Origin of the sequence: Corynebacterium pseudodiphtheriticum (genome assembly GCF_023509295.1) — a bacterium.
In the GTDB taxonomy this organism is placed as follows: Bacteria; Actinomycetota; Actinomycetes; order Mycobacteriales; family Mycobacteriaceae; genus Corynebacterium; species Corynebacterium pseudodiphtheriticum.
In genome coordinates this window covers 376874-394424 of the sequence record NZ_CP091864.1, presented here as the reverse complement: position 1 = coordinate 394424, position 17551 = coordinate 376874, and the positions used below count along the sequence as shown (strand labels likewise).

Here is a 17551-nt window from a genome sequence, read left to right as displayed (position 1 = left end):
AGGATGACTTTATCCAATGCTCAACTGATACATCATCGTGGCGCGCTCCTTTTTGTGAGTCAACTTACATTATAGAGAATAATGCTATGCGCACCACACTTCAAGGGTAAGCCCGCAACTGGTTTCTGAACACGACGAGACGACAGCAAACCTGCCGCCCGAACCAAATCAGACGAGCTAGCCGACGCGGCGCTGGCGCGCGAACTCACTCAAGACCGCACCGGCTGCCACCGACGCGTTCAGCGATTCCACCCACCCCACGGTCGGAATCGACATCAACACATCACAGTTTTCGCGCACCAAACGCGAAATACCTTTGCCTTCCGAGCCAACAACAATAACCACGGGATCTGTGCCGCCGTCGTAGGTATCCAGCGTGTGCTCTCCACCAGCTTCCAGCCCAACAACCTGGTAGCCGTTCTTCTGAAATTCCTTTACCGTGCGCGTCAGGTTCGTCGCCCGCGCCACCGGCAACTGCGCGGCCGTACCAGCAGAAGTACGCCAAGCAACAGCCGTGACCGAAGCCGAACGACGCTCCGGAATAATCACACCGTGTCCACCAAAAGCAGCCGCCGAACGAATCACCGCACCCAAATTTCGTGGGTCGGTGATGTTATCCAGAATGACAAACATGCCGGTCTCATTGCGCTGCTGCACATCAGCAAGCAAATCCTCTACTTCAGCGTATTTAAACGGCGGAATCTGCAAACCAATACCCTGGTGCATGCCGTTGCCGGTTTTCACATCCATCTCATGCCGCGGCAATTCGGTAATCGGAATACCACGACTGTTCGCCATCTGCACAGCTTGCGTCAGCCGCTCATCCGAACCGGTGCCAGCCACCACGAACAACATGCTCGCCGGAACCTTCGCATTCAAGCATTCCACCACCGGGTTCCTGCCGACGACCAGCTCCGTCGTCGCTTCATGCCGGCCAGAATTGGAACGCTCCCGTTGCTGTTTCGCCTTATGCTTCTGGTGATAAACCCGATCTTCTGCCTTCGGCGTCGGCCCTTTGCCTTTCAGGCCACGACGACGCACAGCGCCAGACCCCTTCGTGGCTCCTTTTTTGTTGGTCTTGCGGATGCCCGCTCCGCCCCTACCGTGGGTACGTGCCATAAAAATTCACTATCCTTGCTGTAAAAATTTCAATTTCGAGTATTTCGAATTTACTGTACTTCCTCGGCGCTGCACCACGCGATTTCACTTCGGATACCCCGCCTAACGCAGCTTCCATTCCGCGCCATCCGGGGTATCAATAACCTCAATGCCAGCCGCAGCCAAACGATCCCGCACGCCGTCGGCAGTAGCGAAATCTTTGTCCTTGCGCGCCGCAGCCCGCAACGCGAGTTCGTGTTCTACCAAACTAGCAAGCGCTTGCTGCACACCACCATCTGCGGACTGCTGCGTACCACCAGCCCACTGCGCATCCAACGGGTCAATGCCCAAAATGGCAGTCATCGCACGCACCAACGACGCCAACGCCACGGCTTTGGCCTTGGCAGCATCTTTGCCTGTGTCCTTACCAGCCAGTGCATTATTGCCTGCCTTCACCGTGGTGTGAATAACGGCCAACGCACGCGGCACCGCGAAATCATCATCCAACGCGGCAGCAAACTTCTGCCAGTGCTCGGAAACTTCCTGGGCAATGCTGTCCTGAGCGTTAACGCCGCCAAGCCCAGCACCACCAGCCACACCGGCGTCGCCAAGCATGCCCTGTTCCACCGCCAGCTTGTCGACGGGTGCGCCCGCCAGCTTCGACGCGCGGTTAACGAAATCCTCAATGCGGCGGAAACCAGCGGCGGCCTCATGCACCGCGGCCTCGGAATACTCCAACACGCTGCGGTAATGCGCGCTACCCAGGTAGTAGCGCAACTCCACCGGGCGGACCTTTTCCAACAAAGCGTCGATATCCAGGACGTTGCCCAGCGATTTGGACATCTTCTCGCCAGCCATGGTCACCCAGTGGTTGTGCATCCAGTAACGAGCAAAACCATCACCGGCAGCGTGCGACTGCGCAATCTCGTTCTCGTGGTGCGGGAACTGCAAATCCAGCCCGCCGCAGTGCACATCAAACTCCGCGCCCAGGTAATACGTGGCCATCGCCGAGCACTCCAAGTGCCAACCCGGGCGACCAGCACCCCACGGTGTAGGCCAGGCAGGCTCACCCGGTTTCGCAGCCTTCCATAAAGCAAAATCCAGCGGGTTTTTCTTCCCCGCGTTGTCGGTCTCGCCTTGCTCCATCTCTTCTGGGCGGTTGCCCGAAAGGTGGCCATAATCCGAGCCTTGCGCCTGCTGCCAAGCCAGGACGTCGAAATACACCGAGCCGTCCACATCGTAGGCAAAACCGCGGTCCATCAAGCGCTGCATATACTCCACCATCTGGGTAACATGCCCGGTTGCGCGCGGCTCCACACTCGGGGCCATGACGCCAAGTGCTTGATAGGCGCGGGTGAATTCGCGCTCATGAGTGGAAACCCACTCCCACCACGGGCGGGAATGCGCTTCGGCTTTAGTCAGGATCTTATCGTCGATATCCGTCACATTGCGCACGAATGCGACATCGTAGCCTTTGGCCAGAAACCAACGGCGCACAATATCAAAAGCCACCCCGGAACGCAGGTGGCCGATGTGCGGTTTCGCCTGCGGGGTAGCTCCACACAGGTAGATAGAAACCTGGCCTTCGCGCAGGGGTTGAAAGTCGTGGGTCTGGCGCGTCGCGGTATCAAAAATCCGTAAGCTCACAGGGTACTAGTTTACGCACTCCTGCCCGCACTAGTTCGCACGCCATACCACTGCGTTCGCGATTGCCGCGCGGCCTTCCTCGCGGCCAGTAAATCCCAGGTGATCAGTGGTGGTTGCCGACACCGAAACCGGGGCCCCCAGCAGCTCACTTAAAACCTGTTGGGCTTCTTCCCTACGCGGGCTGAACTTCGGGGTTTGCCCGATCAGTTGCACCGCGACGTTGCCGATGCGGAAGTCGTTATCGTCGAGAAGCTCACGGACTTCACGCAACAGCTGCGCACCGGAGACATTGTCGTATTCTGGTCGGCCGACACCGACAAACGAGCCCAGATCTCCCAAACCAGAGGCCGACAGCAGCGCATCCACCATGGCGTGCGAGACAACGTCGCCATCCGAGTGGCCTTCGCAGCCGTCGACGCCGTCGAAAAGCAACCCGGCGATCCAACACGGTTTGCCTGCCTCAATTTGGTGCGCATCGCTAGCGATGCCGACGCGCGGGATGGGCATGGCCGGTGGCTGCGTGGGTTGTGGCCGCGTCACCGGGCCGTCGGCAAGAAACGCCTGGGCCAGCAGCAAATCCTTGCGCGTGGTGATTTTAAAAGCCAGCTCGTCGCCGTCGACGCACACGACGGGCACGCCCTGCCACTCCAACAACGAGGCATCATCGGTGGGCACAAAACTGCGGGTCCCGGCTTCAGCATCCGCTTGCACGCTGGCGTAATACATCTCGTTGGCAGAAAGCAGCGCGCTGTAGCGAAAGCCCTGTGGCGTCTGCGCGGCACGCACATTGCTGCGGTCCACGGTCTTGGTTATCTGCGCCTGGCTGCGCGCTTCGCCGTGACCAGCGGTTTCCGTCACAGCTTTGATCGTGTCCACAACCGGCACCACGGGAACCACCCCCGAAGCGCCATCTGCCACTGCACACGCTACCCGGTCAATCATGCTCGCGGGGGTCAGAGCCCGCGCAGCATCATGAACCAGCACGATCGGATCGACGCCTGGCTCCACCGAAATCGCTTCCAGCCCAGCCATGACGGAATCCGCGCGTTCCCCACGGCCAGGAACCAGGCGGATCGTGCGCCCATCGCTAGCATCGGCGCCAGCGCCGCGGGTGGCGTCAGCGGACTCGCACCGGGAAATCACGTCGGCAGCCTCATCCAACATATCCGGCGCAGCAACAACAATGATCTCGTCGACAAGCTCGGTTGCGTGCATGGCACTAATGCTGCGTTCCAGCAGGGATATTCCTGCGAGTTCAACAAACGCCTTCGGTTTATCCGCACGTAAACGAGTGCCCTGCCCGGCAGCGGCGACAATCGCAATTACTGGGGCAGGGCGAGAGCTCGAAATATTCATCAACAACTAGTTTTCAGCGGTTAATCTTCAGTAATCTAGTCTTCAGCTATCTAGTCTTCGTCGTCAAAGCTGAGATCATCCAAGTCCACATCAACCTTGGTATCCACCTCTGGGCCAGTGTTGCCGATCAAACCAGCAGCCCGGTGGCGCTCGATGGTGGCATCGACTTCAGCCAGCATCTTATCGGCTTTGGCCTCATCTACTGGGCCTGCCAACGCGAGCTCGCCGACCAAAATCTGGCGCGCCTTCACCAGCATGCGCTTTTCACCTGCGGAAAGGCCCCGATCCTGATCGCGGCGCCACAGGTCCCGCACAACTTCAGCAACCTGGTTGATATCACCGGAAGCCAGACGTTCTTGGTTCGCCTTATAACGACGGGACCAGTTGCCGGCTTCCTCTACGTCAGTCTCACGCAATACGGAAAAGACCTTCTCCAGGCCTTCCTTACCGACGACATCGCGCACGCCGACGCGCTCCACGTTCTTGGATGGGACGCGAACCACCAGGTCAGATTGGTTGATGGAAAGCACGACATACTCGAGCGTTTCCCCGCCCATCTCGCGCGTTTCAATGGCCTCGACCTTCGCCGCGCCGTGGTGCGGGTAGACAACAACCTCGCCGACCTTGATTTCCATTCCCACTCCTCGCTTAACAGGCTTAACAGGCAGACTTCAAGCCACCAGTTTAACACGCAACAAGTACTTGCCGACGCCCGGGAGCGGCTCAGGTGAGCGTCGGCAAGCACCCCACGGCACCTACCGGACCGCACCCATAAAAAGTTTGCCCCCGAATGCCCCGCATGAGCGATGGTACAAACCGGAAACTGTGTACCGCCGGGAGTAAACAGCTAAGGTAAAGTCTGAAAAATCTTTATGCTCGATGAGTTGTTGGAGGACCCCACAGTGACGTCCCTGAAATCGTTTGTTCGTCGCGGCGGCACCATTTCCGCTGCTGCCCTGGCCAGCCTTACCCTGGCTGCCTGCTCGGCAGGACACATTACCCAGACTTCTTCGCAGGTCGCGACCGTCGATGGGCAGAGCGCGAACAGCGAAAACGGCGAGCTTTCGGTCCGCGATGTCACCATCACCGTGGAAGATAACGCCGCGGCGCTGAAGTTCACCGCCACCAACCAGGATCCTTCCATGAAGGCCCACACCCTGGAATCAATTTCAGTCGACGGCAACCAGGTTTCCTTGGGCACCCTGGACCCAATCGAGCCAGGATGCTCAGTCTTTGGCGACAGCGCGTTGGCATTGAAGGACACCCCACAGGCAGAAAAAGCCTGCATCCAGTACATCGAAACCACCCTAGACAACGACGACTACGCACCGGGCGGCCACCGTCCAGTGGAATTCGTCTTCGATTCGGTCACCATCACCGTCGACGCTGCCATTGCAGCTGCACCGTTGACTACCGGCGAGCACGACCGCGACTGGGAAGAAGGCTACGCACCACGCGGTGACGGTTCCATCAGTGGCGATCACGGCCACGGACATGATCACAGCCACGGCGAGGGCGGCCACAGCGAAGGCGGCCACCACTAAAGGCAGCAGCCTCCTGCAGCTCCCCCCGCTGATCCACCACCCTGCACGGCAGCACTGCACAGCACTTATTAGCTGATCGCTCCGCTACCGACGGGGTGGATTTTTATACCCGGCGGCTCGAATATATTGTCGAATTTTGTTTTTGGATTGGGCGGGGTGTGCGGCACCTGCCTTAGGATGAGTGCCATGGCGAAAAAACAGCGGGCGATCCACACCTGTTCCGAATGCGGCTACTCCTCCCCAAAATGGTTGGGACGCTGCCCGGAGTGTGGTTCGTGGGGCACCCTGGAAGAAGCTGCCCCGATCTTTTCCGCTGGCCTCGCAGCCGGTTTGGGTTCTGGCGCGAAAGCTTCAGCTGCGCGCGGGGGCGCCGGTGGTTTGGGTGCGGGTTCGCGGGCTTCTAGCAGTGGGCGTCGCGGAGGGCTGGCCCCGAGCAGTGCCGCGGTACCGATTACCCAGATCTCCGCGCAATCTGCGCAAAGCATGCACACGGGCATCGGGGAGCTCGACCGAGTGTTGGGCGACGGCATCGTCGCCGGTTCCGTCGTGCTCATGGCTGGCGAGCCGGGCGTCGGCAAGTCCACCCTGCTGTTAGAGGTAGCCGCGCGCTGGAGCCAGGTACCAGAACCCCAGACAGACAGCGGAGAAAGCTCCGCTGCCGCTACCGAAAACGCTGCAGACCAGCAAACACAGCCTGCCACCCGCACGGCGTTGTATGTGACGGCAGAAGAATCCGCAGCACAGGTCTACTCCCGGGCGAAGCGTACCGGCGGGTTGTCCCCCACGCTGTATCTCGCTGCAGAATCAGACCTGGATGTCGTATTCCAGCAAGTCGAGGCGCTACGACCATCGCTGATCATCGTCGATTCTGTGCAAACCATGCAGGCCACCGGCGTGGAAGGCGTAGCTGGCGGCGTGGCGCAATCCCGTGCGGTCACGGCGGCACTGACCACACTGGCGAAAACCACCGGTATTCCGATTCTGCTGGTCGGCCACGTCACCAAAGACGGCAACGTTGCCGGTCCGCGCGTGCTGGAGCACCTGGTTGATGTGGTGCTGAATTTTGAAGGCGAGCGGCAATCCAGCTTGCGGATGCTGCGCGGAATTAAAAACCGTTTTGGTGCCACCGACGAGGTCGGCTGTTTTGAGCAAACTGCTGACGGCATCCGGGAAGTCGCCGACCCATCCGGGCTGTTCCTGTCCCACCACGGCGCAACACCCAACGGTTCCGCGGTCACCGTAGCCATGGACGGGGTGCGCCCAATCGTGGCCGAAGTGCAGTCTTTGACGGTCGATCCCGTCGCCAAGAATCCCCGCCGGGTGGTCACCGGATTGGATCAAAACCGCATCCCACTGGTGCTCGCCGTGTTGCAAGCACGCGCCGGTGAGCGCACCAATGAAAAAGACGCCTACGTGGCGACGGTCGGCGGGGTGCGCATCACCGAAACCGCCACGGATCTGGCGGTGGCCTTGGCGACGTGGTCGTCGCTGCATGAAACACCACTGCCGGCCAAAACCGTGTTCATTGGAGAAATTGGTCTGGCCGGCGAGATGCGCACGGTGCCGAATTTGCGGCGGCGTTTACAAGAAGCCGCGCGGATCGGTTATCGCTGCGCGGTCGCCCCCAGCCGCAATAACGAAGAAGACCGCGCGTTGGCGAAAGAACTCGCCGCCGACGGGCTCGATCTGCACAGTGTCAGCACCCTGCGCCAGGCACTGGCCGTGGTGCGTGAACTGCGCGGTTAAAATTACGCCCGCAGCGCGAAGGTCAGTGCGTCGGAGGCGTTATCGCCCACCACTGCGTGCAGGAAGTAATTGCCTTCCGGAGTAGCTGGGCGGTGATTGCACTCGCCCGGCGCGGAATTCGTCTTCGACCATACGGCCTCGAAGTGACGGGTCTGGCCAGCCTTGAATTCCTGATTACCAGTAATCACGGCTGGGTAGCAGTCGGTATCTGCCCACATGCGGTGGTTCGTGTTCAGATCATAAACCTCGAAGCGCAGCGGGTTCTCGTCAAGATTGACCGCGCAGTCGTGGCCGGTGGGGTTTTCGATAGACATGTAGAACGTCGGCTGGTCACCACCGGCGTAATAGGCCTTATCGCTGTGCGCGGTGACCTGCAAATTGTGTAGATCACAGGCGCCAGCAGCTGCCGTGGCCTCGTCAGCTTCTGGGTACGGCGATGGGCGCTCGTCTGCAGACTTCGCGCCTTCCCTGCCCTTCTTCGGGCGGTCCGATTCCTGCGAATCGTCAGCAGCATCGATGTCATCGGCTTCTTTCGCCGCACTGTCGTTGGCTGCCTCGTCAGCGTCTTTGTCTGCGGCCTTATCGGCTTTGCCGTCTTTTTCCTCCCGCGCTGCGGTGGCCGTGGCGGTTTGGTTAGCCGCCGAATCCGCAGCAGATTGCGGATCTTCTTCGCTGCCACCACCGAAAATGGCGCTGAAGATCCAGACCAACAAAAGCACAAGCAAGAGAAGAACCGCCAGGCCTGCCATGCGGCGGCGTCGGTAAATTTCTTCTGGGAGGCGAGGTTGTCTTGGGGAAGTCACAGTTCCTAATTTATAACGAAACACCGCTGGGCTGGGGCAACTACCGCGCGTGTCCTACGTCATCCGGCGAGTAACTACAGCTGCCGTGACATGCAGCTAGCCAAACGTCGACAAGCGCCTGCTAGTGCACGCCCCCCTGCTAGTGCACGCCGTTGAGCACGACCGGCTCCACCCGGCCCTCGCTCAAGTTGTAGCGCAAACCAACGATGCCCATAGACTGGCGAATCAACCCTTGGCCCAGCCCCGGCGCGCGCGCCATCAACTGGTACACAGTTTCGGTGATGTGCTGGCGCTCGACGTCCTCACGCGTAACTAGCCCGCGCTTGTTCGCCTCGGTCACCGACATCAATACGCGTTCGACGATGGTGCGCTGGAAACCATTCGGTGCGGAACCGCCTTCGGCAAATTCCATGGTCGCACGCACCGCGCCGCAAGATTCGTGCCCCATGACTACCAGCAAGTTGACGTCGAATTTCTCGATGGCGTATTCCACCGAAGCAATGATCGAGCTGTCAATGATTTGCCCAGCGGTTCGGATCACGAAGGCGTCGCCAAGCCCCAGGTCAAAAACCATTTCGACGGGAACTCGCGAATCAGAACACGAGAAGATGACCACGCGCGGCGACTGGCCAACACTCAACAACGAACGGTATTCCGGGTCTTGATTTGGCCGCTCGGAGCGGTTCGCGATAAACCGCTCATTGCCCTCCCGTAGGGCCTCCCACACTGCCTGCGGAGTCTTGGCCACATTCTGCATACTCACAGCTTCTATTTTGTCCTAAACTATGCGCGATGACGAATCATTCGGAACTGATCTCTGCCACACATACTTGTGCTGCCGCCCCAGACGCAACTGCCTTGTTGCCCGAGCTGCGTGGCTGGTTCGCCGAGCACGGCCGTGATTTGCCCTGGCGTGCGCCAGAAACCACCGCGTGGGGTGTTTTGGTTTCCGAGGTCATGAGCCAGCAAACCCCCGTGGCTCGCGTTGCACCACAGTGGTTGGAGTGGCTGGAGCGGTGGCCCACCCCGCAGGATTTTGCCGCGGCCAGCCAGGCAGATGTGCTGCGCGCGTGGGGCCGGTTGGGGTATCCGCGACGGGCGTTGCGGCTGTGGGAGTGTGCGCAGGCTATCGTTGCGCAGCACGGCGGGACGGTGCCGAGTGCTGTGGATGAGCTGCTGGCGCTTCCGGGCATCGGCGATTACACCGCGCGGGCAGTGGCGTGTTTTGCTTTTGGTGTTAATGTCCCGGTGGTGGATACGAACGTGCGCCGGGTGTACTCGCGTGCATGGTCTGGGCAGTTCTTGGCGCCGCAGCCAGCGAAAAGACAGTTGGCTCAGGTGGGTGAGTTGCTTGCCGACGGCCGCGGCCCGCAAACGTCGGTGGCTTTGATGGAGTTGGGCGCTTTGGTGTGCACGGCGCGCTCGCCGCAGTGTTCGGTATGTCCACTTCGTGTCGGTTGTGCCTGGGTGCGTGCTGGCTCACCGGCGCCGAGTGAATCAGAGATCGCGGCGCAGAAAAAGCGGGTGCAGAAATTCGCGGGCACTGACCGGCAGGTGCGCGGCAAGATTATGGCCGTGTTGCGGGAAGCTTCCGCGCCGGTGCCGAAGCCGGAAATTGATCTCGTGTGGCCGAAAGATGATCAGCGCGAGCGAGCCCTGCGTTCTTTGCTTGCCGACGGTTTGGTGCGTGAGGTTGCCCGTGGTGGCGAATTCGCGCTGCCGGAATGATGCAGCAAAAATAGCTTCGCCACTGCCTGAGCGACCTGGTCGGCCGGTGGGTGGATCAGAGTACCAAAAGTGCCCCAGACCACCTCTTTTTGATTATCGGAACCACCCCCAACCTGATAATCTTCAAATGTCTAATTGATTATTTGAATAGGGGTTTATCATGCGCCGTTTCCTTCCACCCGTCCTCATCCTCACCACTGGACTCATCCTGTCCTCCTGCAGTACTGGGGACGCTGAAGACACCGTTGCCAGCACAGAGAATAATAGCTCCGCTATCACCCTCGATAACTGTGGCTTCGAGCTAACCGCTCATACTCCGGTGCAACGGGCCACAACCCTTGAACAAGGCGCCACTGACACTCTCCTTCTACTCGGCGCCAAAGACCAAATGGTAGGCTACGGCCACCAAAAAGACGCGCCTCCTGAAGGTTACGATCTCGAAGGCATAAAAGAAATTAGCCCTAGCGCCCCCAACTCTGAGCAGCTACGAGACACAGACACGGACTTCATCTACTCTCCGTTCGCACTCAACTGGACCGCAGACAATGCCGGAACTCGCGAAGAATGGGAAAACCTCGGCGTAGCAACCTACCAATCAAATGTCCAGTGCCCGGACTATGCTGACAACGCCGAGAAATCAACCTTCGACCTCGTAGCCAAAGACATCACGGAACTCGGCACCCTCTTCGACCGCGAAGACGAAGCCAAGTCCCTCATTGAAAAACAAAACGAAGCCCTCGAAAACACCGCCCAGGCCCCAGAGGGAACCACTTTCATGCTGCTTTATTCTTCCATCGGCGGCGCCCCCTACGTAGCAGGCGGCCCTTCCATCGTGACCGAAGTAGGAAAAGCAACCGGCATGAAAAATGTCTTTGGTGACCTCGATGAGGAGTGGCCACAAATCTCCTGGGAAGCCGTTGCTGAGGCAGACCCAGACGTCATTTTGCTCGCGAATCTTCCCGGGCGTGGAAAACCAGGCGATAAGTGGGAAGAAAAGGTCAGCGACCTGGAGTCCACCCCCGGCACCAAAGAGATGAAAGCCGTAAAGAACGGCACCTATGTCGTTGTCCCAGGCGTCGCCACATCCGCGTCGGGACGGTCCTATGAAGTCGTCGAAGAAGTTTCCAAGGCTATCAAGGACGACCTATTTGCAAATAAGAGCGAATAATATTGCGTAAGACCTGGACTATCGCTGGAATTAGTGCTGCGACCCTCCTCGTAGCATTAGTTGGCTCGCTCACCGTGGGCTCAAGCTCCATGTCCTTCACCGAACTCATTGGGCTGGTTGTTCCTTCGCAACCAAGCCCTTCCCCGCTGCGCACATCGATCCTGACAGAGCTTCGGATCCCGCGGATCCTGATGGCAGCCTTCGTCGGAGCAATCTTGGCAGTATGCGGTGTTGCAATGCAGGCAGTTACGCATAATGACCTCGCAGATCCATACTTACTCGGTGTATCCTCGGGGGCGTCGACAGGCGCCGTCATTGCGATCCTGTTTTCTACTTGGCAATACGGAATCATTTTCGGCGCAACTATTGGTTCTCTCGCCTCTTTTGCTCTGTTGATGCTTTTACTCCGCAATACCGGAGGAGACGCAACAAAGGTAGTGCTCACCGGCGTCCTCATTGGCTTTCTTTTCCAATCTCTGACTTCTCTAGTCGTGACAGCCTCGGGCGACGCGGAATCTACTCGCAGCATTATGTTCTGGCTACTCGGAGTTCTAGGGGCAGCACGCTGGCCTACGCTGTTTGCGGTGATGATTGTTGGCTCCATCGGAATGCTGGTGCTTTGGGCGCTTTCCAGCCATCTAGATGCGCTCTCTTTGGGTGGGGATACCGCCTCAACAATGGGTGTGCCTGTAATCGCATTGCGTTACATTGTTCTGATTTGTGTTTCGCTCATGACCGCCACGACTGTGGCTTCCGTCGGCGCGATAGGTTTCGTGGGGCTGATTATCCCCCACGCCGTAAGAATGCTGAACGTACCAAAACATGCCAGCCTCATACCGCTGTCCGCAATGGTTGGCGCTGTCACTCTGGTGATCGCAGATGCCTTCGCGCGATCCATTTTTGCACCCCAAGAACTGCCTGTGGGCGTAATTACCGCCCTCATTGGCGTACCGATGTTTTTCCTAATCTTGCGGAGAAAGCACTAATGCTCAAGGTAGAGAACCTCAAAACGGGCTTTCCTAATAAACCCGTACTCGACGACGTGTCTTTCGAGATCACAAAGCCCGGCCTGGTAGGCCTCATCGGCCCCAATGGTTGTGGCAAGTCGACGCTTCTCAAATCCATTGCTGGGGTGCAGCCCTTTAACGGAACCATTCACTTCGCAGGAAAACCATTAAAATCCTATCCGCAGTCCCAACGCGTTCATGCCTTATCCTATGTGGCCCAAAAATCAGGCCAACGGGTCACACTCACCGTCCGCGAGGTCGTGAAACTAGGCCGCGATGCAGGCCGCATGCCTTTTTCGGCGCCACAACCTGACGACGCAGAAATTGTAGATCGCGCGTTATTTCATTGCAGCTTAGAAGACATTTCTGATATGCGGCTGCATGAGCTTTCTGGCGGGCAGATTCAACGCGTCATGGTTGCACGGGCAATGGCACAGCAAGCAAGCATAATGCTTCTCGATGAACCGACCAATCACCTTGACCTGCACCACCAGCACAAATTAATGGATCTTCTGCTCCATCTTGCGAAGGAACACGACATTGCCGTGGTTCTAGCAATCCACGATCTAGCGCTAGCAGCACGATACTGCGACCGGCTTCTTCTGCTACACAATCACAAGCTCCAGGCGGATGGTCCCCCCGAAAAAGTGCTGACCACTGAAATGTTAAGCACGGTATTTGAAGTAAAAGGGCAGCTGGAATACACCGCAGATGAAATACCGTTTTTGCTGGTCAAGCATCCTATTGATCAGAAGAATTCTTAGGCCTTGAGCAGTTATTAAACCCAGAAGCAAATGTGATACGTGACTCAGTGACGTTCATGCTCTAAGCTGTCTTGCATGTATTTCACGTCACAGTTTCCTAAGCAAAAAAGTAGTACTTCTGACAGCCCAACCACCCTCACTCACACGGGTTTTGGCAGCAGCATCCGCAAAGGGCTGTGTCTGATGGCCGCCAGTTTCCTGACTACAGGCCTTTTAGCCAGCGTAAGCACTTCCACGGCATACGCCAATGAAGCAGGTGCTCCTAGTCCCGCCGTCAACATTCCCGCACCACCGCCACCTGGCTCAGCAGTCGGCGCAACACCCGGCGCAGCAGCGTCGCCACCTGGCGCAGGACCCGGCACAGCACCCGGTGCGCTGCTAGAAGCAACCGCGGCACCGCACCTGCTCAACCCCGGTGGTGAGCACCTTCCCGGTTCCGCGCAGCGTATCCGCTACGCCTCAATCAATTCCAACGGCGAACCCGTAGAGGTCACCGGCTACGTCATCGACCCCATTACCCCCTGGCAAGGTGACGGCCCCACCCCCACTATCGTCATGGCACCCGGAACCCGTGGAGCGGGTGATCTATGCGCACCATCCGCTGCGCCCGACCTGATCTCGGGGCTCGAGATCCGCACTAATGCCGACGGGCTGCCTTATCTCAGCGTGAATGCGAACTATGAACTGCCCTTGCAGTATCTAGCCAATCTCGCGGGGATTCGCATTATCAGCACCGACTACATGGGCATGGGAACTTCAGACCACCACACTTACGTAAATTCAGTCGAAGAAGCCCACGCCGTCCTGGATGCCGCCCGGGCCGGATTGCAGGCAGCCGGGGCCCCAGCAGATTCTCCGGTTGGCTTCGCCGGTTATTCCCAAGGCGGAGGCGCGGCTGCCGCAGCCGCAGAACACAAAGCCAACTACGCGCCAGAGCTGAACCTGGTGGGAACCTTCGCAGGCGCCCCGCCCGCGGATCTGCGCCAGGTGTTGGAAGCCGTCGACAATTCGTCCATCGTGGCTGCCTTGGGTTACACGCTCAACGGATTTGTAGACCGCTACCCCGCGCTGCAACGGATCATCGACGAAGAATTCAACGAAGAAGGCAAACGCTTTTTACACGATGCAGAAATCAGCTGCATTGGCGACGCCACCATCAACTGGGGTTTTACAGATACCCGCACGCTAACCAAAAGCGGCGACTCCTTTTCAGAGGTGATCAACCGCCACCCCGAACTCAGCAATTTAGTCGAGGCACAAAAGCTGGGCACCCAGCCTGTATCCGGGCCCATCATGGTTTCGAATTCTGGCGACGATGATCTGATTCCCTTCGCCCAAGCCACCACAATGGCGCGCCAATATTGTGCGCAAGGTAGCCAGGTGCAGTTTTTACATACGGATGTCCCGCCTGTGTTGCCGGAACTCAAGGCAGGCGTTAACCATGCCCTGCCGTTATTCACGGATATGCCCCAGGGTTTGCAGTATCTGATTGATCGTTTTCATGGCATCGCACCGCGCAACGATTGCGGCACGTTCTAGTTATTGCGGTGTTGTTACGGCGCTATTACGACAAGCTCAAGTTTTGCCAAAAGAAAACAGCTGGCCTACCACCTCTTCTCGAGGGGCAGGCCAGCTGTTTCGCCGTTAGTATGTCGTTAGGGTGCTGTTCGGGCTACGACGAGCAAACCGCCGAGCTGCCAAGTAAACCCCGAGCTGGCGGGCCAACGCCGTGCTGCCGTGCTTAGTCGCGCTGCGGCTGTGGCTGTGGGCCAGCCGAACCATCCGAATCATCGGAGTCGTCCGAACCACGCTCGTCTTCTGGGCGTTCCAGCAAGGCGCCGGAACCACCATTGTTTGGCGTATCTGGGCTCAACGTATCTGGCTGACCATTCGGTTCACCAACGGTGCCCGGCTGATCATCTGGGTTATCCCCATCGGAACCAGAACCACCCTTGCCGTCGTTACCGTCCTGGTCGTCGGAAGCAGCATCGTCCGACTCGGTTGGGTTCTCAACTTCGCGCACGTCATCCTCGTCCAACTCACCGAATTCTTCTTCCGGCAGTGGCTTTGGACGCGGGCTGAAGGTGAACGTGCCCTTCTTCTTGTTGTCTTCGTCGAAGCCTTCCACGTCGACAGAGATGATTTCGCCGGCACCCAACTCGCCGAACAGGATCTTCTCCGACATTGGATCTTCGATCTCCCGCTGGATGGTACGACGCAGCGGACGAGCACCCAGTACGGGATCGAAACCACGGCGAGCCAGCAGCTTCTTCGCGTTCTCAGACAGCTCGATGTCCATGTCGCGGTCATGCAGCTGCTTGGCGACGCGGCCGATGAGCAAGTCCACCATTTCGACGATCTGCTTTTGATTCAACTGGTGGAAGACGACGGTCTCGTCAATACGGTTCAAGAACTCTGGGCGGAAGTGCTTCTTCAGCTCTTCGTCGACCTTGTTCTTCATGCGGTCGTACTGGGAATCCGGGTCGAGTTCCGACTCCGAAGAAAAGCCGAGGCCAACAGCCTTGGAAATATCGGAGGTACCCAGGTTAGAAGTGAAGATCAGCACGGTGTTCTTGAAGTCCACCTCACGGCCCTGGCCGTCAGTCAAGCGACCTTCTTCCAATACCTGCAGCAAGGTGTTGTAGATCTCTTTGTGTGCCTTTTCAATCTCATCGAAAAGCACCACGGAGAACGGTTTACGGCGAACCTTCTCGGTTAACTGGCCGCCTTCTTCGTGGCCCACGTATCCCGGAGGAGCACCGAACAAGCGGGAGGCCGTGAAGCGGTCGTGGAACTCGGACATGTCGATCTGGATCAGATCGTCGTCGTTACCGAACAGGTAGTTCGCCAGCGACTTCGACAACTCCGTTTTACCCACACCGGATGGGCCGGCGAAGATGAAGGAACCGGATGGGCGGTTTGGATCCTTCAGACCCGCACGGGTACGGCGAATCGCACGGGAAACAGCCTTGACGGCTTCGTTCTGGCCGATGATGCGCTTGTGCAGCTCTTGCTCCATGTTGAGCAAACGGCTGGACTCTGCTTCGGTCATGCGCAACGCCGGAATGCCGGTCCAGTGCGACAGAACGTCCGCGATCTGGTCCTCGCCTACCTCGGCGATATCTTCCAGATCGTTTTCACGCCACGCCTTTTCCTTCTCCGCGCGCTCTTCGTTCAACTTACGCTCGCTATCGCGCAGACGCGCAGCCTTTTCAAAGTCTTGGCCGTCGATTGCGGCTTCCTTGTTACGGCGAACCTCGGCGATGCGCTCGTCAACCTCACGCAGGCTTTCTGGAGCGATCAGCCGCTTGATGCGCATGCGCGCACCGGCCTCGTCGAGCAAGTCGACGGCTTTGTCTGGCAAGAAGCGATCATTGATATAACGGTGCGCGAGCTTCGCCGCGGCCTCTAGTGCATCATCGGTGTAGGAAACACGGTGGTGCGCCTCGTATTTATCACGCAGCCCCTTGAGAATCAGCACGGTGTCTTCCAGCGACGGCTCCTCAACCTTCACCGGCTGGAAGCGACGCTCCAGAGCAGCGTCCTTTTCAATGTGCTTGCGGTATTCCTCTAAGGTGGTGGCACCAATGGTCTGCAGCTCACCACGCGCCAGTTTCGGCTTCAACAGCGACGCAGCATCAATGGCACCTTCGGCAGCGCCTGCACCAACCAGGTTATGAATCTCGTCGATGAACAAGATGATGTCGCCACGCTGGTTGATTTCCTTCAGCACCTTCTTCAGGCGCTCTTCGAAGTCACCACGGTAACGCGAACCAGCAATCAGCGAACCCAGATCCAGTGAGTACAGCTGCTTATCCTTCAGGGTTTCTGGCACCTTGCCGTTAACGATATCCAGGGCCAGGCCCTCTACGACGGCAGTCTTACCAACACCAGGCTCACCAATCAGCACCGGGTTGTTCTTGGTACGACGCGAAAGCACCTGCATGATGCGTTCGACCTCAGAATCACGGCCCACAACCGGGTCCAGTTTGCCTTCCTTGGCCGCCTGGGTGAGGTTACGGCCGAACTGATCCAGCACCAGCGAATTGGAGCGGTCGCCCTTGCCGCCGCTACTGGAACCGCCGCCCATGGACGGGCCAGCACCGGCACCTGCCAGGCCACCACCGCCAGGTGCGGAAGAAGAACCGCTACCGGAACCATCCTGGTTGCCGCCTTCATAACCAGACAGCAGCTGAATAACCTGCTGCCGCACGCGCGGCAGATCAGCGCCCAACTTGGTTAATACCTGCGCGGCAACGCCTTCGCCCTCGCGGATCAGGCCAAGCAGCAGGAATTCAGTACCGATATATTTGTGGCCCATTTGCAGGCCTTCACGCAAGGAAAGCTCCAAGACCTTCTTTGCTCGTGGAGTAAATGGGATATGTCCGCTGTGCGGTTGGGATCCCTGTCCGATAATCTCTTCGACCTCATTGCGGACATCGTCTAAGGAGATATCCATCGATTCCAGGGCCTTGGCAGCAACCCCTTCACCTTCGTGGATCAGACCAAGCAGAATGTGCTCGGTACCGATGTAATTGTGGTTAAGCATGCGAGCTTCTTCTTGCGCCAAAACAATGACGCGACGAGCTCGGTCCGTAAACCGTTCAAACATGTGCTCTGAGTTCTCCCTAACCGATTTGCGATATGTTCCACCCACCATAACGCGCAACTATCACCGACCCTTCCCGTT

The 17551-nt window shown here is 58.3% G+C and carries 14 protein-coding genes and 1 pseudogene; 7 read left to right on the top strand and 8 right to left on the bottom strand.

Annotated elements, in window-relative coordinates; all coding sequences use genetic code 11:
- Positions 1-177: 177 nt before the first annotated feature.
- From rlmB to L9H78_RS01660, 5 genes and pseudogenes are all read right to left on the bottom strand, one after another.
- Entirely contained in the window at positions 178-1119 is a 942-nt protein-coding gene (gene rlmB, locus L9H78_RS01680; RefSeq protein WP_021352436.1) for a 23S rRNA (guanosine(2251)-2'-O)-methyltransferase RlmB, read from the bottom strand.
- 102 nt (positions 1120-1221) lie between these two features.
- The gene (gene cysS, locus L9H78_RS01675; RefSeq protein ID WP_249620295.1) at positions 1222-2745 is read right to left on the bottom strand and encodes a cysteine--tRNA ligase; all 1524 of its coding nucleotides are present in this window, start codon (positions 2743-2745) and stop codon (positions 1222-1224) included.
- Between the two features lie 30 nt (positions 2746-2775).
- Entirely contained in the window at positions 2776-3252 is a 477-nt protein-coding gene (gene ispF, locus L9H78_RS01670; protein ID WP_249618777.1) for a 2-C-methyl-D-erythritol 2,4-cyclodiphosphate synthase, read from the bottom strand.
- A gap of 54 nt (positions 3253-3306) precedes the next feature.
- Positions 3307-4101 (bottom strand): annotated as a pseudogene (locus L9H78_RS01665) (IspD/TarI family cytidylyltransferase); the annotation flags it as partial.
- A 50-nt stretch (positions 4102-4151) separates the two neighbouring features.
- The gene (locus tag L9H78_RS01660; protein WP_023018394.1) at positions 4152-4736 is read right to left on the bottom strand and encodes a CarD family transcriptional regulator; all 585 of its coding nucleotides are present in this window, start codon (positions 4734-4736) and stop codon (positions 4152-4154) included.
- A gap of 267 nt (positions 4737-5003) precedes the next feature.
- On the opposite strand from L9H78_RS01660, the gene L9H78_RS01655 reads away from it, so the two are divergent.
- Together L9H78_RS01655 and L9H78_RS01650 are read left to right on the top strand one after the other, a co-directional pair.
- Complete coding sequence (locus L9H78_RS01655) at positions 5004-5645, top strand: hypothetical protein (RefSeq protein ID WP_347276372.1); 642 nt, start codon at positions 5004-5006, stop codon at positions 5643-5645.
- A 186-nt stretch (positions 5646-5831) separates the two neighbouring features.
- Positions 5832-7391 carry a DNA repair protein RadA gene (locus L9H78_RS01650; RefSeq protein ID WP_249620293.1) on the top strand — a complete coding sequence of 520 codons (1560 nt, stop codon included), beginning with the start codon at positions 5832-5834 and terminating at the stop codon, positions 7389-7391.
- Between the two features lie 2 nt (positions 7392-7393).
- On the opposite strand, the gene L9H78_RS01645 is transcribed toward L9H78_RS01650, so the two are convergent.
- Together L9H78_RS01645 and L9H78_RS01640 are read right to left on the bottom strand one after the other, a co-directional pair.
- Entirely contained in the window at positions 7394-8194 is an 801-nt protein-coding gene (locus L9H78_RS01645) for a hypothetical protein (RefSeq protein WP_249620292.1), read from the bottom strand.
- Between the two features lie 139 nt (positions 8195-8333).
- Complete coding sequence (locus L9H78_RS01640; RefSeq protein ID WP_249618776.1) at positions 8334-8951, bottom strand: carbonic anhydrase; 618 nt, start codon at positions 8949-8951, stop codon at positions 8334-8336.
- A gap of 35 nt (positions 8952-8986) precedes the next feature.
- Here L9H78_RS01640 and L9H78_RS01635 point away from each other — a divergent pair, with 35 nt between their 5' ends.
- The 5 genes from L9H78_RS01635 (at position 8987) to L9H78_RS01615 (ending at position 14400) form a co-directional block, all read left to right on the top strand.
- Complete coding sequence (locus L9H78_RS01635) at positions 8987-9922, top strand: HhH-GPD family protein (protein ID WP_249620291.1); 936 nt, start codon at positions 8987-8989, stop codon at positions 9920-9922.
- A 160-nt stretch (positions 9923-10082) separates the two neighbouring features.
- Positions 10083-11090, top strand: coding sequence for an ABC transporter substrate-binding protein (locus L9H78_RS01630; protein ID WP_249620290.1), 1008 nt, complete (start codon positions 10083-10085; stop codon positions 11088-11090).
- A 2-nt stretch (positions 11091-11092) separates the two neighbouring features.
- Positions 11093-12076: a FecCD family ABC transporter permease gene (locus L9H78_RS01625; protein ID WP_283775221.1), complete on the top strand. Its 984-nt coding sequence runs from the start codon at positions 11093-11095 to the stop codon at positions 12074-12076.
- Entirely contained in the window at positions 12076-12861 is a 786-nt protein-coding gene (locus L9H78_RS01620; protein ID WP_249620288.1) for an ABC transporter ATP-binding protein, read from the top strand. The genes L9H78_RS01625 and L9H78_RS01620 overlap by 1 nt, the downstream gene beginning before the upstream one ends.
- A 183-nt stretch (positions 12862-13044) precedes the next feature.
- Positions 13045-14400, top strand: a complete 1356-nt coding sequence (locus L9H78_RS01615) for a lipase family protein (RefSeq protein ID WP_249620287.1) — start codon at positions 13045-13047, stop codon at positions 14398-14400.
- A gap of 202 nt (positions 14401-14602) precedes the next feature.
- Here the strand turns inward: L9H78_RS01615 and L9H78_RS01610 are convergent, their stop codons facing one another.
- Entirely contained in the window at positions 14603-17473 is a 2871-nt protein-coding gene (locus L9H78_RS01610) for an ATP-dependent Clp protease ATP-binding subunit (RefSeq protein ID WP_249620286.1), read from the bottom strand.
- Between the last annotated feature and the right edge of the window lie 78 nt (positions 17474-17551).

Bases quoted from the DNA above. Each gene is read 5' to 3' on its own strand.
- rlmB (WP_021352436.1), bottom strand. From the start codon at position 1,119: ATGGCACGTACCCACGGTAGGGGCGGAGCGGGCATCCGCAAGACCAAC.
- L9H78_RS01640 (WP_249618776.1), bottom strand. From the start codon at position 8,951: ATGCAGAATGTGGCCAAGACTCCGCAGGCAGTGTGGGAGGCCCTACGG.
- L9H78_RS01610 (WP_249620286.1), bottom strand. From the start codon at position 17,473: ATGTTTGAACGGTTTACGGACCGAGCTCGTCGCGTCATTGTTTTGGCG.
- L9H78_RS01660 (WP_023018394.1), bottom strand. From the start codon at position 4,736: ATGGAAATCAAGGTCGGCGAGGTTGTTGTCTACCCGCACCACGGCGCG.
- L9H78_RS01635 (WP_249620291.1), top strand. From the start codon at position 8,987: ATGACGAATCATTCGGAACTGATCTCTGCCACACATACTTGTGCTGCC.
- ispF (WP_249618777.1), bottom strand. From the start codon at position 3,252: ATGCCCATCCCGCGCGTCGGCATCGCTAGCGATGCGCACCAAATTGAG.
- L9H78_RS01650 (WP_249620293.1), top strand. From the start codon at position 5,832: ATGGCGAAAAAACAGCGGGCGATCCACACCTGTTCCGAATGCGGCTAC.
- L9H78_RS01620 (WP_249620288.1), top strand. From the start codon at position 12,076: ATGCTCAAGGTAGAGAACCTCAAAACGGGCTTTCCTAATAAACCCGTA.
- L9H78_RS01615 (WP_249620287.1), top strand. From the start codon at position 13,045: ATGGCCGCCAGTTTCCTGACTACAGGCCTTTTAGCCAGCGTAAGCACT.
- L9H78_RS01630 (WP_249620290.1), top strand. From the start codon at position 10,083: ATGCGCCGTTTCCTTCCACCCGTCCTCATCCTCACCACTGGACTCATC.